This is a genomic window from Kitasatospora sp. NPDC032757, assembly GCF_055579305.1.
In genome coordinates this window covers 12,526-37,118 of record NZ_JBVINN010000004.1, presented here as the reverse complement: position 1 = coordinate 37,118, position 24,593 = coordinate 12,526, and the positions used below count along the sequence as shown (strand labels likewise).

Sequence of the window (24,593 nt, the reverse complement as noted above, 5' to 3'; positions counted from 1 at the left end):
ACGGGGAATCACTGTGACCAACACTCAGAACACGCTGCGCGCGGCCGTCCCGCTCGCGGCCCTGGCCCTGCTGCTGACGGCCTGCGGGCCGGACAACGCGGACCCGGCCGACCCGGGCGCGGCGGGCACCGGCGGCGCGACCGCGGCCGTCACCGGCACCCCGGCCGCCACCGGGGCACCGTCGGCCACCGGCGGGGACCCGGCCGGCACCGCGGGCGGCGGCGCGGGCACGGGCGGCGGCGGCTCGACCCCGAACCCCGTCCCCTCGGCCGCCACCAGCGGCAACCCGATCGGCGGGGCCGGCGGCGGCAGCGGCAGCAAGATCAGCTACGACAACCCGCTGGCACCCACCGCCACCGGCAGCTACCTCGGCAAGACCAAGGCCGACGTCACCCCGGTCTCCGTGGTCAAGGGCACCGCCGCCGAGATCGCGTCGTTCAACTTCAAGCCGGCCGACGTGGAGGGCAGGACGCCGTATTACGTGACCGTCTCCTTCACCAACCGCACCGGCGCCCCGCTCACCGACGAGTACTTCATGATGCGGTTCAAGGTGAAGTCCGACGCGTCGGGCACCGGCGGCGCCCTGCCGGCCCCGACCATCCTGAAGTCGATCCCGCAGTGCGACTCCGGCAAGAAGCCCGGCACCCTGGCGGACGGCCAGACCCAGCAGCAGTGTGCCGTCTATCTCGTCCCGACCAACACCCCGCCGAAGTTCCTCGTCTTCGGCAGCGTTCTGGACACCGAGCCCCTGATCTGGAAGGTCGGCTGACAGCTTCGCCTCTCGATCGAAGGGGCCCCTCCCGGGCGGTCCGGCGCGTCTCCCCGCATGCGCGCCGGGCCGCCCCGCGGTGCCCCTAAAGTAGGCAGACATGCAGGTCATCCAGTCCAGCAAGCTCGCCAACGTCTGCTACGACATCCGCGGCCCGGTGCTCGACGAGGCGATGCGGCTGGAGGAGCAGGGCCACCGCATCCTGAAGCTCAACACCGGCAACCCCGCCGTGTTCGGCTTCGACGCGCCCCCGGAGATCCTCCAGGACATCCTGCGCAACCTCGCGTCCGCGCACGGGTACGGCGACTCGAAGGGCCTGCTCGCGGCCCGCCGCGCCGTGGTGATGCACTACGAGGACCGCGGCCTGCACGGCCTCACCGTCGAGGACGTCTTCCTCGGCAACGGCGTCTCCGAGCTGATCCAGCTGGCCATGACGGCGCTGCTGGACGACGGCGACGAGGTGCTCGTCCCGGCGCCGGACTACCCGCTCTGGACCGCCTCGGTCTCGCTGGCCGGCGGCACCGCCGTGCACTACCGCTGCGACGAGCAGTCCGAGTGGTACCCGGACCTCGCCGACGTCGAGGCCAAGGTCACCGACCGGACCAGGGCGATCGTGGTGATCAACCCGAACAACCCGACCGGCGCGGTCTACCCGCGCGAGGTCCTGGAGGGCCTGGTCGAGATCGCCCGCCGGCACAAACTGGTGGTCTACGCGGACGAGATCTACGACAAGATCCTCTACGACGACGCCGAGCACATCCCGCTGGCCACCCTGGCCCCGGACCTCTTCTGCGTCACCTTCAACGGTCTCTCCAAGGCGTACCGGGTCGCGGGGTTCCGCTCCGGCTGGATGGTGCTCTCCGGCGACCGGCACCGCGCCCGCAGCTACATCGAGGGCCTGACGGTGCTCGCCTCGATGCGGCTCTGCGCCAACATGCCGGCCCAGCACGCCGTCGCGGCGGCGCTCGGCGGGCGGCAGTCGATCAAGGACCTCGTCCTCCCCGGCGGCCGGCTGCTGGAGTCCCGGGACGCCGCGTGGCGGCTGCTCAACGAGATCCCCGGGGTCAGCTGCGTGAAGCCGAAGGGCGCGCTCTACGCCTTCCCCCGGCTGGACCCGAAGGTCTACAAGATCAAGGACGACGCCCAGATGGTGCTGGACCTGCTGCGCGCCGAGCGGATCCTGCTGGTCCAGGGCACCGGCTTCAACTGGCCCGAGCCGGACCACTTCCGGGTGGTCACCCTCCCCCGCGCCGAGGAGATCACCGACGCCGTCACCCGCATCGGCGACTTCCTCGGCGGCTACACCCAGCCCTGACGGCGCCGCTGCGGCACTCCTCGGTGAAAACGCTACGGCCGGAGTCCCGGTCCGGACGATCTCCTTGGTCGGGGAAAGATCGTCCGGCGGGGCTCCGGCCGTCCTGTCGCTCGGTCGGTGCGCGATTCGTGCCACGCACCGCCGATTGCTCTCGGCTGAGGCTCAGGCTCAGCCGAGGCGCGCGACCAGGTCTCGGTACTCGTCCCACAGCTCGGTGGGCGTGTGGTCGCCGAACAGCTCCAGGTGGGCCGGGACGAGCGCGGCCTCCTGGCGCCAGATGTCGGCGTCGACGGTGAAGAGCAGGTCGAGGTCCTCCTTCGACAGCTCCAGGCCGTCCAGGTCGAAGCCCTCGACCGTCGGCAGCACGCCGATCGGGGTCTCGACACCCTCGCCGGCGCCCTGCAGGCGCTCGACGATCCACTTGAGCACGCGGCTGTTCTCGCCGTAGCCGGGCCAGACGAACTTGCCCTCGCTGTTCTTGCGGAACCAGTTCACGTAGTAGATCTTCGGCAGCTTGGCGGCATCCGCCTGGGCGCCGACCTTCAGCCAGTGGGCGAAGTAGTCACCCATGTTGTAGCCGCAGAAGGGCAGCATCGCGAACGGGTCGCGGCGCAGCTCGCCGACGGTGCCCTCGGCGGCGGCGGTCTTCTCGGAGGCGATGTTGGCGCCCAGGAAGACGCCGTGCTGCCAGTTGAAGGACTCGGTCACCAGCGGGACGGCGGTGGCGCGGCGGCCACCGAAGAGGATGGCCGAGATCGGCACACCCGCCTGGTCCTCCCACTCGGGGGCGATGGTCGGGCACTGCGCGGCCGGGACCGCGAAGCGGGCGTTCGGGTGGGCCGCCGGGGTGCCGGACTCCGGCGTCCAGTCGTTGCCGCGCCAGTCGGTCAGGTGGGCCGGCGGCTCGTCGGTGAGGCCCTCCCACCACACGTCGCCGTCGTCGGTCAGGGCGACGTTGGTGAAGACGGTGTTGCCCCAGAGCGTCTCGATGGCGTTGGCGTTGGTGTCCACGCCGGTGCCGGGGGCGACGCCGAAGAAACCGGCCTCGGGGTTGATGGCGTACAGGCGGCCGTCGGCGCCGAAGCGCATCCAGGCGATGTCGTCGCCGATCGTCTCGACCTTCCAGCCCGGGATGGTCGGCTGGAGCATGGCCAGGTTGGTCTTGCCACAGGCCGACGGGAAGGCGGCCGCGACGTACTTGGGCTCTGCCTGGCCCTTGTCGTCGGCGGGCGGGGTGAGCTTGAGGATGAGCATGTGCTCGGCCAGCCAGCCCTCGTCGCGAGCCATGGTCGAGGCGATGCGCAGCGCGTAGCACTTCTTGCCGAGCAGGGCGTTGCCGCCGTAGCCGGAGCCGAAGGACCAGATCTCCCTGGTCTCCGGGAAGTGCGAGATGTACTTGGTGCTGTTGCACGGCCACGGCACGTCCGCCTGACCCTCGGCGAGCGGGGCACCGACGGTGTGCACGGCCTTGACGAAGTCGCCGTCCTCGCCGAGCTGGTCCAGCACGGCCTGGCCCATGCGGGTCATCACGCGCATCGACACGGCGACGTAGGCGGAGTCGGTGATCTCGACGCCGTACGCGGCCAGCGGGGAGCCCACCGGGCCCATCGAGAAGGGCACCACGTACATGGTGCGACCCTTCATCGAGCCGCGGAACAGACCGTTCTCCCCCTGGAAGACGGCCCGCATCTCGGCGGGGGCCTTCCAGTTGTTGGTCGGACCGGCGTCCTTCTCCTGCTCGGAGCAGATGTAGGTGCGGTCCTCGACGCGCGCCACGTCCGTGGGGTCCGAGGCGGCGTAGTAGGAGTTGGGGCGCTTTTCCTCGTTGAGCTTCTTGAAGGTGCCCTGGGCCACCAGCAGGTCCGCGAGGCGGTGGTACTCGTCCTCGGAACCGTCGCACCACTCGATGCGGTCCGGCTGGGTGAGCTCCGCGATCTCGCTCACCCAAGCCAGCAGACGCTTGTGGCGGGTGGGCGCGGATGCGCTGAGAGCGAGGTTCTCGTACGACACGATCGCTCCGTTTCACGCCATCTCGGCAGGGAGGCGGCGTAGCGGGGGTTTGAGGGTGCTTGCAGCGTAGCTCCGGCCTCAAGGCTCGAATACGGCACAGCGGTGAAATTGACGCATCTTTTACTACATTCAGTCTGGTTACTGGCGAGTAAGGCATCGCCTTCGGCCCAGTCGGGGCACCCGCACCCTGGAGTCGAACACTCCAAAACGTCCAAGTAGTGATGAGCACCACTTCCTACGCGGCAGTAACCTACGGCTCCGTAGGTAGCAGGTAGCATGCTGCTCATGACTGCTGAGCTCGTGGAGATCACGGAGCGTACGGAGAGCAAGCCGACATGGCGCGGCTGGCTGCACGCCGCGATGTTCCCCGCCACGGTGGCCGCCGGGATCGTGCTGATCTGCCAGGCCGGCTCCACGTCCGCCAAGGCCGCCTGCGCGATCTACTCGGTCAGCGCCTGGCTGCTGTTCGGGGTCAGCGCGGTCTACCACCGCTTCACCTGGGGCCCGCGCGGCGACGCCGTCCTGCGCCGGCTCGACCACGCGAACATCTTCCTGATCATCGCGGGCACCTACACCCCGTTCACCATCCTGCTGCTGGACGGTGCCGCGAAGCAGGTGCTGCTCTGGGTGGCCTGGGGCGGGGCGCTGGCCGGGATCGCGTTCCGGGTCTTCTGGGTCGGCGCACCGCGCTGGCTGTACACACCGGTGTACATAGCGCTGGGCTGGGCCGCCGTGTTCTTCCTGCCGGAGTTCCTGCACACCGGCGGGGTCGCCGTGGTGGTGCTGATGGTCGTCGGCGGGGTGCTCTACAGCGTCGGCGGGGTCGTGTACGGGCTCAAGCGGCCCAACCCGTCACCGCGCTGGTTCGGCTTCCACGAGGTGTTCCACGCCTTCACCCTCGGCGCCTTCATCGTGCAGTACGTCGGGGTCTCACTGGTGGCGTACAGCGCGGCCGGCTGAGCCGGGAACGCCATGACGGGCGGCCGGCCGGTCCGATGACCGGGTGGCCGCCCGTTCCGCCGTCCACTCCGAGGCGGGGCGCGGCGGGTGGCCGTGGTCGGGGCGGGCGTCCGCCGAGCGCTCGCGCGTGACCCGCTCGTGCGGTGCGCCCTCGCGCGGTACACCCTCACGCGGTGCGTGCTCGGGCGACGCGCTGGAGCGGTCGGCGTAGGGACGGTCGGCGCCGGAGCAGTCGACGTACGGGCCGTCGACGGACGGGCGGGAGCGGGCCTGCCGGGCCTGCCGGGCGTCCAGTGCCTCGCGGGCCCGGCGGCAGCGCTCGCAGTGAGCCGCGTCCGGGGCCCCGCCGGCCGACTGGTGGCCACGCGGCGCGACGGGCTGGCGCAGCAACCGCCAGCGGCGGCCGACGTACGCCATCAGCAGCAGCACCTCGACCCCGGCGACCGCCAGCACCAGCGGGGCGCCGTTGATCAGATAGGCGGCGACCACGGCCAGCGCCGATCCCACCACCACCGCCGCGCCCCAGATCTGGGCGGTCGACTCCCTGTCTGCCATTCGGACTCCCCTTCCCCGCGCCGGTTCCTGCGCCGGGCCAGTGGTCGGCTCCTGCCGCCCCACCCCTTCTCCGCTCTCGGCACGCGTCGGCCTGCACTGACCGATTGCCACATCGTATCTACCGACAGTCACCCGCAGGCGCCCCGAAGCGGCGAACGACAGATCAACGTTGCGTCAATTCCATGTGCGGAACCAGCACTTCCAGGACACATGACGGAGCGTGACGCAATGGCCACATCCCGACGTCTTGACGGTCGCCATCTTTTGGGAGTTACTGTCATTTGAGAGAACCTTTCACGCCCTTCCGACCGGCTTCCGGAGGTTGCCCGTGTCCGCCGCTCCCGCCCCCGCCCCGCCCGGGCCGCACCCGCGGCGCTGGCTGGCGCTGGTCGCCGTCGCGCTGAGCGTCCTGGTGATCAGCTTCGACATGACGATCCTCAACGTGGCCCTGCCCACCCTGGCCTCCCAACTGCAGGCCGGCACCGGGCAGCAGCAGTGGATCGTCGACTCGTACACCGTGGTCTTCGCCGCCGCGATGCTCCCGGCCGGACTGATCGGCGACCGGTTCGGCCGCCGCCGGACCCTCACCGTGGGCCTCGCCCTGTTCGGCCTCTCCTCCGCGGTCGGCATGCTCGCCGACAGCCCCGGCACCCTGATCGCCGCCCGCGCGGCGATGGGCATGGCCGGCGCGCTGGTCATGCCGATGTCCATGGCGGTGATCCCCGGGCTCTTCCCGTCCGGCGAGCAGCGCCGCGCCACGGCGGTCCTGGCCGCCTCACTGGCGGCCGGGGCCCCGCTCGGCCCCCTGATCGGCGGCTTCCTCCTCCAGCACTTCTGGTGGGGCTCGGTCTTCCTGATCAACATCCCGCTGACCGCCATCGGCATCGTCGCCTGCGTCCTGCTGCTCCCGGAGACCCGCAACCCCGCCGCGCCCCGGATCGACCTGCTCGGCGCCGTGCTCGGCGCGGGCGGCCTGGCCGCACTCACCTTCGGCATCATCGAGGGCCCCGACCGCGGCTGGGCCGACCCGCTGGTGCTCGGCATGCTCGGCGGCTCGCTGGTCGCGCTCACCGCCCTGGTACGGCGCAGCCGCCGCCAGCGGGACCCGATGCTCGACCTCACCCTGCTCGCCGACCCGACCTTCCGCTGGTCGGCGGTGGCCGCGACGCTGGTCTCGCTGGTTCTGTTCGGCGCCTTCTTCGTCCTGCCGCTCTACTTCCAGAGCGTGCTCGGCGCCGACGCCTTCGGCACCGGCCTGCGGCTGATGCCGATGATGCTCGGGCTGATGGTGGCCGCCAAGCTCAGCGACCGGCTGGTCACCCGGATCGGCGCCCGCGCGGTGATCTCCGTCGGGCTGTCCGTACTGGCCGCCGCCCTGCTGCTCGGCAGCCGCACCGCGATCTCCGACGGCTACGGTCTGGCCGCGGTCTGGCTCACCCTGCTGGGCCTGGGCATGGGCCTGTCGCTGATCACCGCCCAGGCCTCCGCCCTGCTCACCCTGCCGCCCGCCCGGGCCGGCGTCGGCTCCGGGCTGATCCAGACCCTGCGCCAGGTCGGCGGGGCGATCGGGGTGGCCGTCTTCGGCAGCCTGCTGGCCGGCTCGTACCGCGGCTCGCTGGACACCGCGGCGCTCCCCGCCGAGGCCGCGCACAAGGCCGAACAGTCGGTGGTCGCCGCCGACGCCGTGGCCACCGCCACCGGGGACCGGGCGCTGGCCGCCTCCGCGCACGCCGCGTACGTCCACGGCATGACGGTGGTGCTGCTGGCCTCCGGGGCCATCGCGGTGCTGTCGGCGGTGCTGGTCGCGCTGAGGATGCCGAGCGCCGAGCCGCGCGCGGCGGCGGAGGCGCAGGAGGCGGCCGAGGCCGCGGCCCAGGCGGCCGAGGTGCGGGAGGCGGCCGCCGCCGATGCGGGGTCGCAGCCGGGGTCACCGTCCGGGACGGCCTCCGTGCCGGCCTCCGATCACGGATAATCGAAGGTATGAACGCAACGCGGCCGACAACGGCACCCCCGGCAGCAGGACCGGCCAACCCGGTCCAGGCGATGCTGGAGGCGCCGCTGTCGCTGCGCGAGCGGAAGAAGCTGAAGACCCGCCAGGCGATCCGCCGCGAGGCGTACCGGCTGATCGCCGAACAGGGCTACGAGAACACCACCGTGGAGCAGATCGCAGCGGCGGCCGAGGTCTCGCAGTCCACCTTCTTCCGGTACTTCGGCACCAAGGAGGACCTCGTCCTCACCGACGAGTACGACCCGGCGATGGTCACCGCGCTGCTGGCCCGCCCCTCCGACGAACCGTTCCTGCACTCCTGCCGGGAGTCCCTCATCGGGCTGATCCGCGAACTGTCGCAGCACGAGCAGGACGAACTGCTCATCCGGATGCGGCTGGTCAAGGACGTGCCCGCGCTGCGCGCCCGGATGCACGAGGACGCCAGCAACCCACAGCTGCTCTACCTGGACGTGCTGACCCGCCGGACCGGCGTCGAGGAGCCGACCTTCGAGATGCGGATCACCGCGGCCGCCATCGGCGCGGCCACCACCGAGGCGGCGCTGCGATGGGCCGAGAGCGAGGGGACGCTGGACCTCGCGGACCTCGTCGACGACACCTTCGCCTTCCTGGAACGCGGGTTCGCCGGGCTGTAGCCGGCGCGGGGGTCCGGGCGGGCCGTGCGGCCGGGCGTGCGACGGCGGGGCCCGGCTGCCGCGCCGGACCCCGCCGCCCCTCACCCGGTGGCGCTACCCGCGCCGGGCACCCGCCCGCCGCCGCAGCGCGACACCCGCGCCCGCGAGCGCGGTGACGCCCAGGGCCGCGGCCGCCGTGACGGTGGGCAGCGCGGTACCGCCGCCCTCCGCAGCCGCCTCCCGCACGGTGGCGTCCGGCTGGTAGCCGCCGCCCTTCCCGGCCCGGTCGTACGCCGAACCGGGCAGCTTGTCCCCGTACCGCTGCTGGACCAGCTTCTGGTACGCCGCCAGGCTCACCCCGGCCGCGCCCACCGAGCGCCGCGCCTCGTCGTCCAACGGCAGGACCCGGCCGTCCCGCAGCACGTACCAGGCGTTGAGCTGCGGCTCGCGGAACGCCGTCCCGCCGCCGCCGCCGGCCGCCTGCGCCGCGTAGTCGCTCTCGTCGCCGCCCGAGGCGATGTTGACGACCCGCCAGGTGTTGCCCTGCTTCGCCGTCCAGACCGAGGCCACCTGGCCGTCCGCCGAGACGGCCTTGCTGGCGGTGAACTCGGCCCTGGCCACCGGCGCACCCGGGGTCCCGGCCACGAAGGCCGCGTCCAGGGTGTAGACCGGCACGGTGTCGCCGGACAGCCTCGGCGCGGCGGCGCTCGCCGCCTGCGCCTCCTCGGCCGCGCCGATGGTCAGCTGCTTGGTCGGCGGCACGCCCTTGCGGGCGAAGAAGTGGCCCAACTGGTCCAGGACGGCGGGGTTCTGGGCCGCGTCCCGGGCCTGCGCCAGCTCGGCACCGGTGACCGGTGCGGGAGAACCGGCCCCGCCGCCGGCGTACGCCGCCGGGGTGACGGCCAGACCGAGGCCGGCGGCGATCAGGACGGCCACGGCCGCGTTACGGATGCTGGTCATGGTCGCCCCTCACGCGCCGATCCGGTACAGGGAGTGGGTCCAGGAGAACGTGCCGTTGGACACGTAGTAGTTGTAGTCCGCCCAGTTGTAGCGGTAGTTGGACGGCCACGGGTCACCCCAGTAGACCCAGTTGTTCGAGGTGTCGTACCCGTACACCACGTGCATGTGACCGCCGCCGGAGCTCCACTGGATCCGGGTCTCGACCGGGCGGTCGGCGTTCACCTCCGTCTGCACGGTGCTGTACCGCAGGTACCCGGTGACGTACGAACCGGGGTTGATGCCGACCCAGCTCAGGCCGTTCTGCACATCTCCCAGCGTGGCCTGGCTGTTGGGGCAGCTGGAGCTGGTCGACCGGCCGAACGCGGCGTTGCAGAACTGGTTCTGGCTGTAGCTGTAGCCGAACCAGGTGGCGATGGTGTTGCCGCTCGCCGCCCAGCACCAGTTGGTCTGCTGTTGCTGCTGCATGGTGATGTTGAGCTTCTTGTACGTGCCGGCCAGGTCGGCCGTACTGCCCGAGGCACCTGCCGGGCGGACGTGCGCGGTGGGGGCCGGCGCGCCGTTGGGGGCGGCGGAGGCCGGGGCGGCGGCCGCGACGGTGAGCGCCGGGCCGAGCACGCCGAGCGCGAGCACCGAGACCGCACGGCGCAGGCGTATCCGTGGAACTGACATGGGGGCGTTCCTCCTTGCACAGGCAGAGGAGTGGAGAAGTGTGGGGGTGCGGTCCGGATCGCGTCACCGAGCATCCCGCCGTTGACAGAACCTGGTCAACGGCCCTCGCGATCCCCGTCCACAGGTGTGAACGACCCCGCCCAGGTGTGAACGCCACCCCCGGAACCACCGCGCGGCACGCCACCGCCGGTGACAAACCGCCCTCCGCATGTGAATATTCACGACCAACCGGAACCTGCCCGGCCCGCCCCCGAGGAGGCCGCCATGCAACGCAGCGAACAGGCGGACCTCGCCACCGCCCTGCGCACCGGCCCGTTCCACCTCGCCCTGCGCACCGCCATCGCCGCCCGCGGCCTCGCCCTGCACCGCGTCCGCGAACACCTCGCCCAACGCGGCGTCCAGGTTGGCATCACCAGCCTCAGCTACTGGCAGCAGGGCCGCCGCCGCCCCGAACGCGCCGAATCCCTCCGCGCGGTGAGAGCGTTGGAAGACGTCCTCGACCTCCCCGCACACTCCCTCACCCGGCTCCTCGGCCCCCGCCGCGCCACCCCCGCCGACCCGGCCGGCCCACCCGTCCGCCCCTACCGCGACCTCATCACCCCGGCCACCGCCGTCGACGACCTGCTCGCCACCATCGCGAGCCCGCGCGACACCGGCCTGCACACCATCACCCACATCGAACGCATCCGCATCGGCCCCGACCGCCACCTCGTCCGCCGCGACTCCCAGCACGCCCTGCGCGCCCACCGCGACGGCATCGACCGCTACCTCGCCATCTACCAGGGCGACCCCGGCTGCGACATCGACCGCGTCGGCGTCCGCGCCGAGGAGAACTGCCGCCCCGGCCGCATCCGCCGCGACCCCGCCCACGACCTGCTCGTCGCCGAACTCCTCCTCGACCGCCGCCTCCGCGCCGGCGACACCCACCTCCTCGGCTACGGCTTCGACGACGCCCCGACCCCCACCCCCAGCAGCGAGTACGTCCGCGGCTTCAACTCCGGCGCCGGCCAGTACGTCCTCCAGGTCACCTTCCACCCCGCCGCCCTCCCCGTCCGCTGCCACCGCTTCGCGCTGCACTCACCCGGCGAGAAGCCGTACGAGACGGAGGAGCTGACACTCGACGGCCACCGGTGCGTGCACCTGGTGGCCTCCGCCCTGCAGCCGTGCCTGCTGGGCGTCCGGTGGGACTGGGAGTAGCGGAGAGGTCAGTGGGACCAGTAGGGGTCGTCCAGGTCGCCGCCGCGCTCGCCTGTCGACCCCCGGGGCAGTGACGGCATCGGCCCGTACTCATCAGCGGGCCGGTACCGCACGAAGTCGAGTTCCGCACTGAAGGAGATACTGTTGTACGACCCGTCAGAGGACGCGCTGAGCCCCACGAACAGGTCGTCGAAGGTCGCGCAGCCGAGGGAGGCCAGTCCCGGGCTGTACTGCCCGGTCTCCGTCCGGTCCACCGGGCCACATCCCAGGCTCTCCCAGTTCCGGCTGATCTGGTCGAGCAAGCCCGGGAGCTTCACCTGCGATATCCGGGTACGGATGGCGACTGCTCCGAAGAGCCGCGACTTCAGGCTCGGCTCGCCGTCCCAGTGGTCCTCCTCGCGCGTCACCTGGTAGTCGCCGCCGAGGAAGGCCACGTGCGGCGAGATTCCGGCCATGGTGGCGCGCAGGAACTCGTCGATCCGGTCCTTCGCCACCGCCGGGTCCTTCAGGTGCAGGACACGCTTGTCCCGCAATGCCATGGGCCCGTATCCGTTGTAGAACAATCCCACTCCGGTGATCAGCACGGAGACCACCACCACGAGCGGGACGACCACCTTCCAGCGGAACCTCATCGACCCTCCACCCGCACGACGTCGCAGCCGCGGGTCACGATGGAGGCGATGTTCCCCAGCGAGGGGCCGCCGCCCTCCGGGGTCAGGTACTTGGTGTGCGCCCCGATGATGTCCGTCGTCTGGCCGAAGTCGTCCACGGCGAAGCGCTGGGCGCCGAACGACGCGCTGGCCGGGTCCCTCCCGTACCAGCCCTCGTCCGGGTTGAGCAGGTCGTGCTTCACGACTGCCAGGGCCGGGCCGAGCTGTCGCCCGGGGTCCGCGCGATCGACTGACGGCCGGCGGGTGCCGGCCATTCGGTGGTGCGGCGGGTGTCGTAGGCCGGGTCGATGGTGCCGAACAGCCGGTCCCACAGGGTGGTGTAGAAGCCCAGGTTGACGGCCGGGTCGGCGTGGTGGCCGGCGTGGAACATCGGCAGGGCGACCCAGCGGAAGACCGCGCGCCGCCGGATCCGGGCGGGGAACGGTTCGACGCCGAGGTGCCCCAGCAGGCCGAAGACCAGGTTGACGCCGATGTACCCGAGCAGGGCGACGGCGGACATCTCCCGAACGCAGAGCACCGCGAGCCAGGTGCCGCCGAAGCCGAGCACCTCCAGCGGGTGCAGCACGAAGAGGGTGGCGGGGCGCGGGTCGGGGTAGCCGTGGTGGAGTTCGTGGGCCAGCCGGTAGAGCCGGCGGCGGTGGGCCAGCCAGTGACCGCCGTACATCAGGCCGTCCATCACCAGGGTGAACACCACCAGGTCGGCCGCGGCGCGGAGTCCGGTGTCCGCGGAGAGCCGGATCCAGCCGGCCCGCCAGAGCGCCCAGCCGGCCACGCCGACGACGGAGTTGAGCAGGACGGCGGTGGCCGCGAGCAGCACCTCGCGCCGGTCGGGCGGCGGGGGCGGCGGTGTCACCCGCCGCTCGCCGTACCGCCGGACGAGCAGCCCGCCCGCGACCAGTGAGACCACCAGCAGTCCCAGGTTGGCGGCGAGCGCGCCGGCCACCACCTCCCCCGGGCCCAGCCTGCCTGCCCGGACGAGTAGCCCGTCCCCCATCGCGGTCACCCCCTCACCCGGCTTACCCGGCCCCACCGGCCCGCAGACCCGATCAGCCCACGAAGTCCGCGACGTCCGGCACATCCGCGACATCCGGGACGTCCGCGAAGTCCGCGAAGTCCGCGAAGTCCGCGAAGTCCAGCGTCAGGCAGTCTTCCACCGGCCGGTACCCGATCTTCTGGTAGATCGAGTTGCTGGTCGGGTTGGCGAGGTCGGTGTAGAGCAGCACCTCGGCCGCGCCCCGGGCGAGGGCGGCTGCCGAGGCGGCCGCCGTGACGCCGCTGGCGTAGCCGTGCCCGCGTGCCTCGACGGGCGTGTAGACCGGGCCGACCCGGGTCATGCCGGCGACCACGGGGCTGTTCCCGGCCATCGCGACGGGGCGGCCGCCGTCCTCCCAGAGGTGGAGCAGGCCGTCGGCGATGCGCTCGTCCACCGTGCCCGGGATGTTGGGGAGTTCGACGGTGGCCTCGACCGCGAACGCCTCGTACCACTCGATCAGCACCTCGCGGTCGGCCGGCGTGGCGACCCGGTGGCGGCCGGCGGGCGGGCGCGGCGGGTCGGTCAACTCGCCCAGCCGGTACAGCCGTTGCTTGAACCGGAGGGACGCGGTGGCGCCGGTGGCGGCCTGCCAGGCGGCGGTGAACGCCCGGACCGCCGACTCGCCGCCGGAAACCCCGGGGACCTCGGCGAACCCGGGCCCGGCCGCGGCCAGTTCACCGGCGAGCGCGGCGGCCGCCGCGTCCGGCATCACGCCGAGTCGCGGCTCGAACGGTGGCGTCCGCAGAAAGGCGCCCTCGACCGGGCCGCCCGGCTCGCGGCTCCACCAGCCGAAGACCGGCGCGCTCTCCCCGAAGACGTGCAGCCCACGCCTGACCAGCCGGTCGACCACGGTGAGCAGCACGGTGTTCTCGGCCGGGCGGGCGTCGAGGAAGTCGCCGGCCCGGGCGCGGAACTCGTCGAGGGAGGTCGTCAATGTCCAGGTCATGCCCGATTCTGGCCCGCCCGCCGGACCGGGACCAACCGAATTACCCGACCGGGCCGCTCAGCTCCGGCAGTGCCCCGAGCCGCTCGGCCAGCGCCGCCGGATCGGTGGTCGGCGCGTCGCAGGCGAAGTGCCGGCAGACGTACGCGGCGGGCTCCCCGCCCACCAGCGGCCGGCCGGCCAGCAGCGGCACCCCGTCCTCCCCGGACGGCCCGCCGAGTGCGACCACCGCGCCCGGCGCCGTCCCCAGCAGTGCCGCCCGGTGCAGTGCGGCCGTCGCCGTCGCCCCTGCCGGGCCGACCACGGCGACTTCGCGCGGGCCGTCCGTCAGCGCCTCGGCGACGGCCAGGCCCCAGCCGATGAACCGCGGTGCCCGGGTGGCCAGTGCCCCGACGATGCCGAGCGCCCGCTCGGCGGCGGTGCGGTGGCGCGCCGAACCGGTGTACGCGGCGTAGGTGAGCAGCGCGCCCGCGGCGGCCGTCCACCCGGACGGGGTGGCGTTGTCGGTCGGGTCCTGGGGCCGCCGGATCAGCTCCTCGGCGTCGTCGGCGGTGTCGTACAGCGCGCCGGACGCCTCGTCGGCGAAGTGCCTGAGCACGGTGTCCAGCAGGCCGCCGGCCAGTTCCAGCCACTCCGCCTCGCCGGTGACGGCGTACAGCGCGAGGAAGCCCTCGGCGGTGTCGGCGTAGTCCTCCAGGACGCCGGCGTTGGCACCGGCCCGGCCGTCCCGGGAGGTGCGCAGCAGCCGGCCCTCGGGGGTGAGGTGGACGGCGAGCAGCAGGTCGGCGGCGCGCTCGGCGGCCTCGACCAGGTCGGGGCGGTCCAGCAGGGCGCCGGTTTCGGCGAGTGCGGCGATGGCGAGGCCGTTCCAGGCGGCGACCACCTTGTCGTCCCGGGCGGGGGCGGGCCGGCCTGCGCGGGCCTCGAACAGCTTCGCCCGGATCCGCTCGGCGGCCTCCTCGTCCTGCGGGTCGGCGAGCAGTTGCAGCACCGAGGCGCCGTGCTCGAACGTCCCCTCCGCCGTCACCTCGTACAGCTCTGCCGCGAGCGCGGCGTCGGCCTCCCCCAGCACCTCGGCCAACTGCCCGGGCGTCCAGGCGTAGTACGCCCCCTCGGCCGGCTTCCCGGTGGCCGGGTCGAGGCTGTCGGCGTCCAGTGCCGAGGCGAACGCGCCTTCCGGGGTCCGCAGTTCGCGCAGCAGGAAGTCGGCGGTGGAGAGCGCCACCCGCCGGGCGAGCGGTGCGCCGGTGGCCCGCCAGAGGTGCAGGTAGGCGCGGAGCAGCAGCGCGTTGTCGTAGAGCATCTTCTCGAAGTGCGGGACCACCCAGCCGGCGTCCACCGAGTACCGGGCGAAGCCGCCGCCGAGCTGGTCGTGGATGCCGCCGCGGGCCATCGCCTCGCCGGTGCGGACGGCCATCTCCAGGGCCGCCTCGGAGCCGGTGCGGGCGTGGTGGCGGAGCAGGAACTCGATCACCATGGACGGCGGGAACTTGGGCGCGCCGCCGAAGCCGCCGCGCCGGGCGTCGAAGTCCCGGCTGAGCGTGACCAGCGCCTGGTGCAGGTCCGCCTCGGCCGGCGGGTGGTGGGCGCCGGCCGAGTAGACCGAGGCCCGCTCGGCCAGGTCGGCCCGGATGCGGGTGGCGACCTCGCCGACCTCGTCCCGGCGGTCGCGCCAGGCGGCGTCGACTCCTTCGAGCACCTGGCGGAAGGACGGCATCCCGTGCCGGGGCTCCGGCGGGAAGTACGTCCCGAAGTAGAACGGGTCCTTGTCGGGCGTGAGGAAGACCGTCATCGGCCAGCCGCCCTGCCCGGTCGCCGCCTGCACCGCCTCCATGTAGACGGCGTCGACGTCCGGGCGCTCCTCGCGGTCGACCTTCACCGCGACGAACCGCTCGTTGGCGTACCCGGCCAGCGCCTCGTCCTCGAAGGACTCGTGCGCCATCACGTGGCACCAGTGGCAGGCGGCGTAGCCGACGGACAGCAGCACCGGCACCCCGCGCCGCTCCGCCTCCTCGAACGCCTCGGGGCCCCACGGCCACCAGTCCACCGGGTTCTCGGCGTGCTGGAGCAGGTAGGGCGAGGTCGCGTCCGCGAGACGGTTCGGCATGCCCCCATCCTTGCGCATCGGCGCGCGGACGGGGGCCCCGTCTCACTCCTTCGGCGTCTCCGGCTCCTCGACGAAGTCGACGCGCTTGAACTGCTTGTTCATCGACTTGACCAGGAACCAGGTGGCCACGCCGAGGGCGGCGAAGACCACGAAGCCCAGCAGGCCGGGGGTCACCTTGGTCTCGTCGAGGGCGAGCTCGGCGGCGATGTGGGTGAGGTTCACGGGGGCGCTCATATCTCTATGGTGGCCCGGCTCACGGGGAGCCGGGCCATCGGGGGTGGGTCAGTCGCGCGTGTCGGCGGCCTCGACCGCCAGGGTGGGGGTGCGCAGGCCGGCGAACAGGTCGTCCTCCGGCAGGTCGGCGTCGATCAGGGTGCGGGCGAGCTCGTAGTCCTCGGTCGGCCAGACCTCGCGCTGGACCTCGAGCGGCACGCGGAACCAGGGGCCGTCGGGGTCGATCTGGGTGGCGTGCGCGATCAGCGCCCGGTCCCGGGTCTCGAACCAGTCGTCGCAGCGGACCCGGGTGGTGATCTCGCGCTCCTTGCGGCCGCTCTTCTCCCACCCCTCGATCCACTCGCCGTACGGCGACTCGTGGCCGTGCTCGGTGAGGTACGCGTGCAGCGCGCGGATCCGGCCCATCGGGAAGCCGTGGTTGTAGTAGAGCTTCAGCGGCTGCCAGGGCTCGCCGGCGTCCGGGTAGGCGTCCGGGTCACCGGCGGCGTCGAAGGCCAGCATGGTGATCTTGTGGGTCATGATGTGGTCCGGGTGCGGGTACCCGCCGTTCTCGTCGTAGGTCGTGATGACCTGCGGCTTGAACTCGCGGATCAGCCGGACCAGCGGCTCGGCCGCCTCCTTGACGTCCTGCAGGGCGAAGCAGCCGTCGGGCAGCGGGGGCAGCGGATCGCCCTCCGGCAGGCCCGAGTCGACGAAGCCCAGCCAGGCCTGCTTGATCCCGAGGATCGCGCGGGCCTCGTCCATCTCCTTGCGCCGGACCTCGTGGATGTTCTCCTCGATCTCCGGCTTCCCCTGAAGCTTCGGGTTGAGGACCGACCCGCGTTCCCCCCCGGTGCAGGTGGCCACGAGCACGTCCACCCCCTGGTCGACGTACATGGCCATGGTGGCCGCGCCCTTGCTGGACTCGTCGTCCGGGTGGGCGTGCACCGCCATGAGTCGCAACTGCTCAGTCAACGCCTGCGTTCCTTCCACAATGTCTGGGCTCCCGCGAAGTCCGGTCTGCCCACCGTCCGAGCCGTTCGGTTCGGGACCACGTCACCGCGGGACCGGCCGCCCGGTACGCCGCGGCGCCACATCGCCACGCCGCCGACACGGCCGAGCCCCGCCCCCGCCGGACCGGCCGCGGGCGTGCCCCTCCTATAGTGACGGACTGGAGGAGCGTCGCATTCCCCGCACCACCCAGGCGGGCCTCCCACGAGAGGACTGAGTTCGATGAGCTCTGGCACCACCACCGCTGCACAGCTGCCCGAGGGGCGCTACGGACGGCACGGCGACCGCGAGGCCGACCGCCGTCTCAAGGTGGTGGGCGCGGTCTGCGGCGTCCTGGCACTGGGCCTGCTCGCCTGGCTGGGCGGCTCCTACCTGATCCGCGAGACCACCATCAACGGCACCGTCCCCTCCTTCGAGGCGGTCTCGGACGGCGAGATGAAGCTGCACCTGGCGGTGCGCAAGAGCGACGGCACGGCGGGCAGCTGTACCGTCCGCTCGCAGGGCGAGGACGGCGCGGTGGTCGGCATGGCCGACTTCCCCGTCCCGAAGGACGGCGGCAGCTACGACGCCACCGTGAGCCTGCGGACCACCGCCCGCGGCACCACCGCCGAGCTGCTGGGATGCACGCCGGCGAAGTAATGACTGGCGATCGCGGCACGCCCGGGCGCATATTCGATCTGGAGAGCGGGAATCCGTAGAGGAGTCCTGCCACACCGGTCCTGTACACCTCGGCGCAATGCTGTCGTCAATGACGCGCCAACGACTCTCCCGCTTGTCGGCGGGAGTTGTTAGGCTCGTGGTTTCGCCCCTTCCGCACCAAGAGGTACGGGAGCGGGCGTTGCTTTGTAGTTACGACCGATATCTCCACCACCACCCCTGCTGACGACTCACACCCTCAGCACAGCCCCAGCACCTACGAGGAGCACCTGTGACCCAGACCAGCGACCACGTGACCTGGCTCACTCAGTCCGGCTACGACCAGCTCAAGGCCGAGCTGGACCACCTGACCGGCCCCTGGCGCATCGAGATCGCCCAGAAGATCGAGGCGGCGCGCGAAGAGGGTGACCTCAAGGAGAACGCCGGCTACCACGCGGCCAAGGAGGAGCAGGGCAAGCAGGAGCTGCGGATCCGCCAGCTCACCCAGCTCCTGGAGCGCGCCAAGGTCGGCGAGGCCCCGGCGGACTCGGGCGTGGTGGCCCCGGGCATGGTCGTCACGGTCGCCTTCGACGGCGACGAGGACGACACCATGACCTTCCTGCTCGGCTCGCGCGAGATGGCCGGCAGCGACGACCTGGACGTCTACTCCCCGCAGTCGCCGCTGGGCCGCGCCATCGACACCAAGAAGGTCGGCGAAGAGGCGACGTACGAGCTGCCGAACGGCAAGCAGGCCTCGGTGACGATCACCGAGGTGAAGCCGCACAACGGCTGACCCGCCGACGCACCGAGGGCGGCCGTGGAGGGACCCCACGGCCGCCCTCGCACGTGCACGCCGGGCGTCAGCCCACGGCGGAGCGGTACTTGCGCACCGACAGCCAGGAGAACACCGCGGTGATCAGCAGCGACCAGAGCACCGACACCAGCGCGGCGTGCTGCATCGGCCAGGCGCTGTCCACCGGGCCGACCTGGTTGCCGAAGAGGTCGCGGCAGGCCTGCACGGTGGCGCTGAACGGGTTCCAGTAGGCGATCCCCTGGAGCCATCCCGGCATCGAGCTGATCGGCACGAACGCGTTGGAGATGAAGGTCAGCGGGAAGAGCCAGATCAGCCCGGCCGAGGTGGCCGCCTCGGGACTGCGCACCGAGAGGCCGATCAGCGCGCCGATCCAGGAGAAGGCGTAGCCGAGCAGGAGCAGCAGCCCGAACGCGCCGAGCGCGCTGAGCACCCCGTTGTGGATGCGCCAGCCGACCGCCAGTGCCACCAGGGCCAGCACGACCAGTGTGAACGCGGTCTGGACGAGGTCCGCCAGGGTGCGGCCGACCAGGACGGCCGAGCGGGCCATCGGCAGCGAGCGGAACCGGTCCACCAGGCCCTTGGTCATGTCCTCCGCGATGCCGGCGGAGGCGCCGGCGGTGGCGAAGGTGACGGTCTGGGCGAAGATGCCGGCCATCAGGAACTGGATGTACGTGGACGAGCTGGCCTGCGTCCCGGGGATCTGGATGGCCCCGCCCATGACGTACGAGAACAGCAGCACGAACATCACCGGCTGCATGAGCCCGAACACCACGATCTCGGGTATCCGGGTCATCCGGCGCAGGTTGCGCTTGGCGACCACCCAGGAGTCGTGCAGGGTGGCGGCCGCGCCCCGGCGCTGCTTGGGGACCGCGCCGCCGATGGCGTGCTCGGTGGCGGTCGTCATCTCACAGCTCCTTGCCGGCCGGGACGGCCTGCTGGCCGGGGCCCCGGCCGCCCTCGCCGGCGGCGCCGTCGTCGTCGTCCTTCCCGGTCTGGCCCCTGCCGCGTCCGCCGTGGCCCCGGCCGCCCTTGCCGCCCTTGCCGGCGGCACCCTTCTCCTCCTCCTCGGCCTCGGTGACGTGGCCGGTGAGCGAGAGGAAGACGTCGTCCAGGGTCGGCCGGCGCAGGCCGATGTCGTCGATCTCGATCGAGCGGGCGTCCAGCTCGCGGATGGCGTCCGCGAGCACCCGGGCGCCGCCGCTGACCGGGACGGTGATCTTCCGGGTGTTCTTCTCGACGGCCGGCTCGCCCAGGGCGAACTCCGAGAGCGCGGCCACCGCGTCGCCGACCAGGTCGGCGCGGTGCACCACGACCTCGATCCGCTCGCCGCCGATCTGCGCCTTGAGGTGGTCGGCGGTTCCGCGGGCGATCACCCGGCCGTGGTCGACCACGGCGATGTCGTGGGCGAGGCGGTCGGCCTCCTCCAGGTACTGGGTGGTGAGCAGCAGCGTGGTGCCCTGCTCGACCAGGGTCTCGATGACCTCCCAGAGCGCGAGCCGGTTGCGCGGGTCGAGGCCGGTGGTCGGCTCGTCCAGGAACATCACCGGCGGGCGGACGACCAGGGCGGCGGCGAGGTCGAGGCGGCGGCGCATGCCGCCGGAGTAGGTCTTGGCGGTGCGGTCCTTGGCCTCGGTGAGGTTGAACCACTCCAGCAGTTCCAGTGCCCGTGCCTTCGCCTCGCGGGCGCTCATCTGGTAGAGCTCGCCGACCATCTGCAGGTTCTCGAAGCCGGTGAGGTACTCGTCGACGGCGGCGTACTGGCCGGAGAGCCCGATCATGCTGCGGACCTGGTTGGGGTGCTGGAGAACGTCGACGCCGGCGACCACCGCGCGGCCGGAGTCGGGTCGGAGCAGGGTGGTGAGGACGCGCACGGTGGTGGTCTTGCCGGCGCCGTTCGGGCCGAGCAGCCCGAGCACCGTGCCCTCGGGAACGTCGAGGCTGACGCCGTCCAGGGCTCGTACGTCGCCGAAGGTCTTCACCAGGTTCTCGGCTTGGATGGCTGGCGCCATGGCCTGCCTCATCTCCTCGGGCGATATGAGCGATCTGTCCCACTCTGCCCCGTATCAAGCCGTGCGGGCGACTCGATTTCCGGCCACACGGCGACAGGACGCGATGTATCGCGAGTCTGGTAGCACGCGATACATCGCGTCAAGAGGCATGGCTCCGCCGTGGCGACGGAGGTCACTGACGGTTCCCCGGCCCGCGCGAGCCGCGGGACCTACCGGGAGACGACGTACCCCGCGTCCCGCAGCTCACCGAGCACCGCCGCGCAGTGCTCCGGCCCCTTGGTCTCCAGGTGGAGGTCCACCTCGACCTCGGTCAGCCCCAGCTGCGGGTCGATCCGCACGTGCGCCACGTCCAGCACGTTGGCGTCCACCCGGGTCAGCACCCCGAGGAGGTCCGCCAGCGATCCCGGCTTGTCCGCCAGCCGCACCCGCAGCGACAGGTAGCGACCGGCCGCCGCCAGGCCGTGCCGCAGCACCCGCTGCATCAGCTGCGGGTCGATGTTGCCACCGGAGAGCACCGCCACCACCGGGCCCTCGAAGGATTCCGGCTGCTCCAGCAGCGCCGCCACCGGGCTCGCCCCGGCCGGCTCCACCACCAGCTTCAGCCGCTCCAGGCCCAGCAGCAGGGCGCGCGAGAGCGAGTCCTCGGACACCGTACGGACGCCGTCCGCCAGGGTGTTGACCACCTCGAACGGGATGTCCCCGGGCCGGCCGACCATGATCCCGTCCGCCATGGTGGCGAAGTGCTCCAGCGTCACCGGCCGCCCGGCCGCCAGCGAGGGCGGGTACGCGGCCGCGCCCGCCGCCTGCACACCGATCACCCGCACGTCCGGGCGGAGCGGCTTCACCGCCGCCGCGATCCCGGCCAGCAGCCCGCCGCCGCCCACGCCGGCCAGGATGGTGCGCACCTCCGGGCACTGCTCCAGGATCTCCAGGCCGACGGTGGCCTGGCCGGTGACCACGTCCCAGTGGTCGAAGGGGTGGATGAACACCGCCCCGGTCGCCTCCGAGTACCGCTGCGCGGCCTGCAGGGCCTCGTCCACGTTGGCGCCGTGCAGCCGGACCTCGGCGCCGTACTCGCGGGTCGCCGCGACCTTGGGCAGCGGCGCGGCCACCGGCATGAAGACCGTCGAACGGACCCCGAGCAGCGACGCCGCCAGCGCCACCCCCTGGGCGTGGTTGCCGGCGCTTGCCGCGACCACCCCGCCGGCCCGCTGCACCGGCGAGAGTCCCGCGATCCGCACGTACGCCCCGCGCAGCTTGAACGAGCCGGTGCGCTGCAGGTTCTCGCACTTCAGGTGGACCGGCGCACCGATCATCGCGGACAGGTGCCGGCTCCCCTCCATCGGCGTCACCCGGGCGACCCCGGCGAGCATCTTCTGGGCGCCGCGGACATCGTCGATGGTGATCGGCCAGCTGTGCATACCGCCAGCCTACGGTGGGTGACGCCGCCAACCCGGGATGTCGGGCCTGTTCCCGGGCCCGCCCGGCCCGCGTACGCTGCTGGTCCTGAGCCTCCCTCACCGCACGACGATCGTGAGCCGCGATGACGACGACCTCGCCCCAGGCCACCGACCGCACCGACCCCGTGCACACCCAACTCCAGTACCAGCTGGCGGTGTTCGCCCGGCGAATGGAACAGGTCCGCAGCTCCGACGCGGTGGGCGCGCTGGACCGGGCCGCCTATCTGCTGCTCGACCGGCTGGAACGGCACGGGCCCGTCAACGTCAAGGCCCTGGCCGACGCGCTCGGCGTCGACTCCTCCACCGTCACCCGGCAGGTCGCCCCGCTGGTCGCGGCCGGGCTGGTGGGCCGGGTCCAGGACCCGGCCGACCGCCGCGCCGTCCGGCTCGCGCTGACCCCGGTCGGCACCCGACGGCTGGCCGAAGTCAGCGCCGGGCGAGCCGAGTTGGCCCGCCGGCTGATGGCCGGCTGGCCACCCGAGGAGCAGCGCGCGTTCTGCGCCCTGCTGGCCCGCTTCAACCACTCCATGGAGTCGTACACGGCGGGCCGGCAGGGCGGTTAGGTCCTGTCCGGCCGATCTCGGCGGATCGACGCGACCGGCCGGACAGGACCCGGCCGCTACTTGCCGAGCGCCTGCGTGAGGTCGGCCAGCAGGTCGTCGATCGACTCGATGCCGACCGAGACGCGCACCAGGTCGGCGGGCACCTCCAGGGCGGAGCCGGCCACCGAGGCGTGGGTCATCCGGCCGGGGTGCTCGATCAGCGACTCGACACCGCCCAGCGACTCACCGAGGGTGAACAGCTGCGCCCGGTTGCAGACCTCGACCGCCGCCTCCTCGCCGCCGTTGACCCGGAACGAGACCATGCCGCCGAACGCCTTCATCTGCTTGGCGGCGATGTCGTGGCCGGGGTGCTCGGGCAGGCCCGGGTAGAGAACCTGGCTCACCCTGGGGTGGCCCGCCAGCAGCTCGGCGACCTTCTCCGCGTTCGAGCTGTGGCGGTCCATCCGGACACCCAGGGTCTTGATGCCGCGCAGCACCAGCCAGGCGTCGAACGGGCCGGACACCGCGCCCATCGCGTTCTGGTGGTACGCGACCTCCTCGCCGAGGGCGGCGTCGGCCAGCACCAGGGCGCCGCCGACGACGTCCGAGTGGCCGCCCATGTACTTGGTGGTCGAGTGCACGACCGCGTCCGCGCCCAGCGAGATCGGCTGCTGCAGGTAGGGGCTGGCGAAGGTGTTGTCCACCACCAGCAGCGCGCCGGCGCCGTGCGCGATCTCGGCGAGCGCGGCCAGGTCGGTGATGCCCAGCAGCGGGTTGGACGGCGTCTCCACCCAGACCGCGCGGGTGTTCGGGCGCAGCGCCTCGCGGACGGTCGAGAGGTCCTGGGTGTTGGCGACGGAGAACTCGACGCCCCAGCGGGTCAGCACCTTGGCGAAGAGCCGGAAGGTGCCGCCGTAGGCGTCGTTGGGGATCACGATGTGGTCGCCCGGCTTGAGGATGGTGCGCAGCAGGGTGTCCTCCGCGGCCAGGCCGGAGGCGAAGGCGAGCCCGCGCGCGCCGCCTTCGAGCGCCGCGAGGCACTCCTCCAGCGCGGTGCGGGTCGGGTTGGCGCTGCGGCTGTACTCGTAGCCGCCCCGCAGGCCGCCCACCCCGTCCTGCTTGTAGGTGGACACCTGGTAGATCGGCGTGACGACGGCCCCGGTCTGGGGGTCTGCTTCCTGACCCGCGTGGATGGCGAGAGTCTCGAAGCCCTGGGGAAGCTGGTGCTCGGTCATGCCTCCGAGCGTAGTGGGCGAACGGCGGGGTGCCTTCCGGAATCCCCGACGCCCGCGGAATCCGGGGGCCGCCGTCCGCGTTGCACCCTGCGTCACCCTTGCCACCTTTTCCGACCAGTTGGAGCAGGCCGTGCTGTTCAACCGCCACAAGACTTCACTCGTCCCGGCCGGCCAGGCGCTGCCCGGCCGGGAGACGCCGGCCTTCGCCCTGAGCGAGCCGCACACCGTGCTCGGCCACCCGCTCACCGGGCCGTACCCGGAGGGGCTGGAGGTGGCCGACTTCGGGCTGGGCTGCTTCTGGGGCGCGGAGCGGACGTTCTGGCGCCTGCCCGGCGTCTGGACGACACTGGTCGGCTACCAGGGCGGGTACACCCCCAACCCGACGTACGACGAGGTGTGCAGCGGGCTGACCGGGCACACCGAGGCGGTCCGGGTGGTCTTCGACCCGGCGGTGATCCCGTACGAGCGGCTGCTGAAGACCTTCTGGGAGGCGCACGACCCGACCCAGGGCAACCGGCAGGGCAACGACGTCGGCACCCAGTACCGCTCCGCCGTCTACACCCACTCGCCCGCCCAGGCGGCGGCCGCGGTCGCCACCCGGGACGCCTTCCAGCCGGCCCTGACCGCGCTCGGCCTGGGCGCGGTCACCACCGAGATCGCCCCGGCCGGCCCCTTCTACCCGGCCGAGCCGTACCACCAGCAGTACCTGTCCGACGCCAAGAATCCGAACGGCTACTGCGGTCTCGGCGGCACCGGCGCCAGCTGCCCGATCGGCGTCGCCCGCACCCCGCAGGACTGATCGCTGCGCGGCTGCTCCCGGCCGGGCGCAGACTGGAAGGACCAGCGGGCCGGCCCCCGTCACCGA

General features: G+C 72.4%; 25 protein-coding genes. 10 read left to right on the top strand and 15 right to left on the bottom strand.

Features of this window, described 5'->3' with window-relative positions:
* Positions 1-13: 13 nt before the first annotated feature.
* Both ACZ5WK_RS07860 and ACZ5WK_RS07855 read left to right on the top strand, forming a co-directional pair.
* Positions 14-769, top strand: a complete 756-nt coding sequence (locus ACZ5WK_RS07860; RefSeq protein WP_465546032.1) for a hypothetical protein — start codon at positions 14-16, stop codon at positions 767-769.
* Positions 770-869: 100 nt separating this feature from the next.
* On the top strand, positions 870-2,084 hold the full coding sequence (locus tag ACZ5WK_RS07855; protein ID WP_465546030.1) for a pyridoxal phosphate-dependent aminotransferase: 1,215 nt from the start codon (positions 870-872) through the stop codon (positions 2,082-2,084).
* A 168-nt stretch (positions 2,085-2,252) separates the two neighbouring features.
* Here ACZ5WK_RS07855 and ACZ5WK_RS07850 read toward each other — a convergent pair whose 3' ends face one another.
* A complete protein-coding gene (locus ACZ5WK_RS07850) occupies positions 2,253-4,094 on the bottom strand; it encodes a phosphoenolpyruvate carboxykinase (GTP) (protein WP_465546028.1) in 1,842 nt (613 codons plus the stop codon).
* Between the two features lie 276 nt (positions 4,095-4,370).
* On the opposite strand from ACZ5WK_RS07850, the gene trhA reads away from it, so the two are divergent.
* Positions 4,371-5,054, top strand: a complete 684-nt coding sequence (trhA, locus tag ACZ5WK_RS07845) for a PAQR family membrane homeostasis protein TrhA (RefSeq protein ID WP_465546026.1) — start codon at positions 4,371-4,373, stop codon at positions 5,052-5,054.
* Here the strand turns inward: trhA and ACZ5WK_RS07840 are convergent.
* The gene (locus ACZ5WK_RS07840) at positions 5,025-5,609 is read right to left on the bottom strand and encodes a hypothetical protein (RefSeq protein ID WP_465546025.1); all 585 of its coding nucleotides are present in this window, start codon (positions 5,607-5,609) and stop codon (positions 5,025-5,027) included. The two genes, trhA and ACZ5WK_RS07840, sit on opposite strands and share 30 nt — an antisense overlap.
* 328 nt (positions 5,610-5,937) lie before the next feature.
* Between ACZ5WK_RS07840 and ACZ5WK_RS07835 the strand changes: the two genes are divergently transcribed.
* Positions 5,938-7,581 (top strand): MFS transporter, encoded by a 1,644-nt coding sequence (locus tag ACZ5WK_RS07835; RefSeq protein ID WP_465546023.1) that lies wholly within the window; start codon positions 5,938-5,940, stop codon positions 7,579-7,581.
* A gap of 8 nt (positions 7,582-7,589) precedes the next feature.
* Positions 7,590-8,249, top strand: a complete 660-nt coding sequence (locus ACZ5WK_RS07830) for a TetR family transcriptional regulator (RefSeq protein ID WP_465546021.1) — start codon at positions 7,590-7,592, stop codon at positions 8,247-8,249.
* Positions 8,250-8,342: 93 nt separating this feature from the next.
* Here the strand turns inward: ACZ5WK_RS07830 and ACZ5WK_RS07825 are convergent, their stop codons facing one another.
* Both ACZ5WK_RS07825 and ACZ5WK_RS07820 read right to left on the bottom strand, forming a co-directional pair.
* Positions 8,343-9,188, bottom strand: a complete 846-nt coding sequence (locus tag ACZ5WK_RS07825; RefSeq protein ID WP_465546019.1) for a hypothetical protein — start codon at positions 9,186-9,188, stop codon at positions 8,343-8,345.
* A gap of 9 nt (positions 9,189-9,197) precedes the next feature.
* Entirely contained in the window at positions 9,198-9,857 is a 660-nt protein-coding gene (locus ACZ5WK_RS07820; RefSeq protein ID WP_465546017.1) for a papain-like cysteine protease family protein, read from the bottom strand.
* 264 nt (positions 9,858-10,121) lie between these two features.
* Here ACZ5WK_RS07820 and ACZ5WK_RS07815 point away from each other — a divergent pair, with 264 nt between their 5' ends.
* Positions 10,122-11,054 (top strand): hypothetical protein, encoded by a 933-nt coding sequence (locus tag ACZ5WK_RS07815; RefSeq protein ID WP_465546015.1) that lies wholly within the window; start codon positions 10,122-10,124, stop codon positions 11,052-11,054.
* Between the two features lie 8 nt (positions 11,055-11,062).
* Here the strand turns inward: ACZ5WK_RS07815 and ACZ5WK_RS07810 are convergent, their stop codons facing one another.
* The 7 genes from ACZ5WK_RS07810 to mca are packed head-to-tail and all read right to left on the bottom strand — an operon-like array spanning position 11,063 to position 16,996.
* Positions 11,063-11,686, bottom strand: coding sequence for a hypothetical protein (locus tag ACZ5WK_RS07810; RefSeq protein ID WP_465546013.1), 624 nt, complete (start codon positions 11,684-11,686; stop codon positions 11,063-11,065).
* Positions 11,683-11,907 (bottom strand): hypothetical protein, encoded by a 225-nt coding sequence (locus tag ACZ5WK_RS07805; protein WP_465546011.1) that lies wholly within the window; start codon positions 11,905-11,907, stop codon positions 11,683-11,685. The genes ACZ5WK_RS07810 and ACZ5WK_RS07805 overlap by 4 nt, the downstream gene beginning before the upstream one ends.
* Positions 11,904-12,719, bottom strand: a complete 816-nt coding sequence (locus ACZ5WK_RS07800; RefSeq protein ID WP_465546009.1) for a sterol desaturase family protein — start codon at positions 12,717-12,719, stop codon at positions 11,904-11,906. Before ACZ5WK_RS07800 ends, ACZ5WK_RS07805 begins: the two co-directional genes overlap by 4 nt.
* Before the next feature lie 52 nt (positions 12,720-12,771).
* On the bottom strand, positions 12,772-13,704 hold the full coding sequence (locus ACZ5WK_RS07795) for a GNAT family N-acetyltransferase (RefSeq protein WP_465546007.1): 933 nt from the start codon (positions 13,702-13,704) through the stop codon (positions 12,772-12,774).
* Positions 13,705-13,744: 40 nt separating this feature from the next.
* Entirely contained in the window at positions 13,745-15,808 is a 2,064-nt protein-coding gene (locus ACZ5WK_RS07790; protein ID WP_465546005.1) for a thioredoxin domain-containing protein, read from the bottom strand.
* Between the two features lie 42 nt (positions 15,809-15,850).
* On the bottom strand, positions 15,851-16,042 hold the full coding sequence (locus ACZ5WK_RS07785; RefSeq protein WP_396320599.1) for a hypothetical protein: 192 nt from the start codon (positions 16,040-16,042) through the stop codon (positions 15,851-15,853).
* 48 nt (positions 16,043-16,090) lie between these two features.
* On the bottom strand, positions 16,091-16,996 hold the full coding sequence (mca, locus tag ACZ5WK_RS07780; RefSeq protein WP_465546003.1) for a mycothiol conjugate amidase Mca: 906 nt from the start codon (positions 16,994-16,996) through the stop codon (positions 16,091-16,093).
* 258 nt (positions 16,997-17,254) lie between these two features.
* Here mca and ACZ5WK_RS07775 point away from each other — a divergent pair, with 258 nt between their 5' ends.
* Together ACZ5WK_RS07775 and greA are read left to right on the top strand one after the other, a co-directional pair.
* Positions 17,255-17,671 carry a DUF4307 domain-containing protein gene (locus tag ACZ5WK_RS07775; RefSeq protein WP_465546001.1) on the top strand — a complete coding sequence of 139 codons (417 nt, stop codon included), beginning with the start codon at positions 17,255-17,257 and terminating at the stop codon, positions 17,669-17,671.
* Positions 17,672-17,960: 289 nt separating this feature from the next.
* Positions 17,961-18,461, top strand: coding sequence for a transcription elongation factor GreA (greA, locus tag ACZ5WK_RS07770; RefSeq protein WP_465545999.1), 501 nt, complete (start codon positions 17,961-17,963; stop codon positions 18,459-18,461).
* A gap of 67 nt (positions 18,462-18,528) precedes the next feature.
* Here the strand turns inward: greA and ACZ5WK_RS07765 are convergent, their stop codons facing one another.
* The 3 genes from ACZ5WK_RS07765 to ilvA all read right to left on the bottom strand — a co-directional run bounded on the left by ACZ5WK_RS07765 (position 18,529) and on the right by ilvA (position 21,912).
* Positions 18,529-19,386, bottom strand: a complete 858-nt coding sequence (locus ACZ5WK_RS07765; RefSeq protein WP_465545997.1) for an ABC transporter permease — start codon at positions 19,384-19,386, stop codon at positions 18,529-18,531.
* Between the two features lies 1 nt (position 19,387).
* Positions 19,388-20,491, bottom strand: coding sequence for an ATP-binding cassette domain-containing protein (locus tag ACZ5WK_RS07760; RefSeq protein WP_465545995.1), 1,104 nt, complete (start codon positions 20,489-20,491; stop codon positions 19,388-19,390).
* A 209-nt stretch (positions 20,492-20,700) separates the two neighbouring features.
* Positions 20,701-21,912 (bottom strand): threonine ammonia-lyase, encoded by a 1,212-nt coding sequence (gene ilvA / locus ACZ5WK_RS07755; protein WP_465545993.1) that lies wholly within the window; start codon positions 21,910-21,912, stop codon positions 20,701-20,703.
* A gap of 122 nt (positions 21,913-22,034) precedes the next feature.
* On the opposite strand from ilvA, the gene ACZ5WK_RS07750 reads away from it, so the two are divergent.
* Positions 22,035-22,514: a MarR family winged helix-turn-helix transcriptional regulator gene (locus ACZ5WK_RS07750; protein WP_465545991.1), complete on the top strand. Its 480-nt coding sequence runs from the start codon at positions 22,035-22,037 to the stop codon at positions 22,512-22,514.
* A 56-nt stretch (positions 22,515-22,570) separates the two neighbouring features.
* On the opposite strand, the gene ACZ5WK_RS07745 is transcribed toward ACZ5WK_RS07750, so the two are convergent.
* Positions 22,571-23,728, bottom strand: coding sequence for a cystathionine gamma-synthase (locus ACZ5WK_RS07745; protein WP_465545989.1), 1,158 nt, complete (start codon positions 23,726-23,728; stop codon positions 22,571-22,573).
* A 130-nt stretch (positions 23,729-23,858) separates the two neighbouring features.
* Between ACZ5WK_RS07745 and msrA the strand changes: the two genes are divergently transcribed.
* Positions 23,859-24,527, top strand: coding sequence for a peptide-methionine (S)-S-oxide reductase MsrA (gene msrA, locus ACZ5WK_RS07740; RefSeq protein WP_465545987.1), 669 nt, complete (start codon positions 23,859-23,861; stop codon positions 24,525-24,527).
* Positions 24,528-24,593 lie beyond the last annotated feature (66 nt).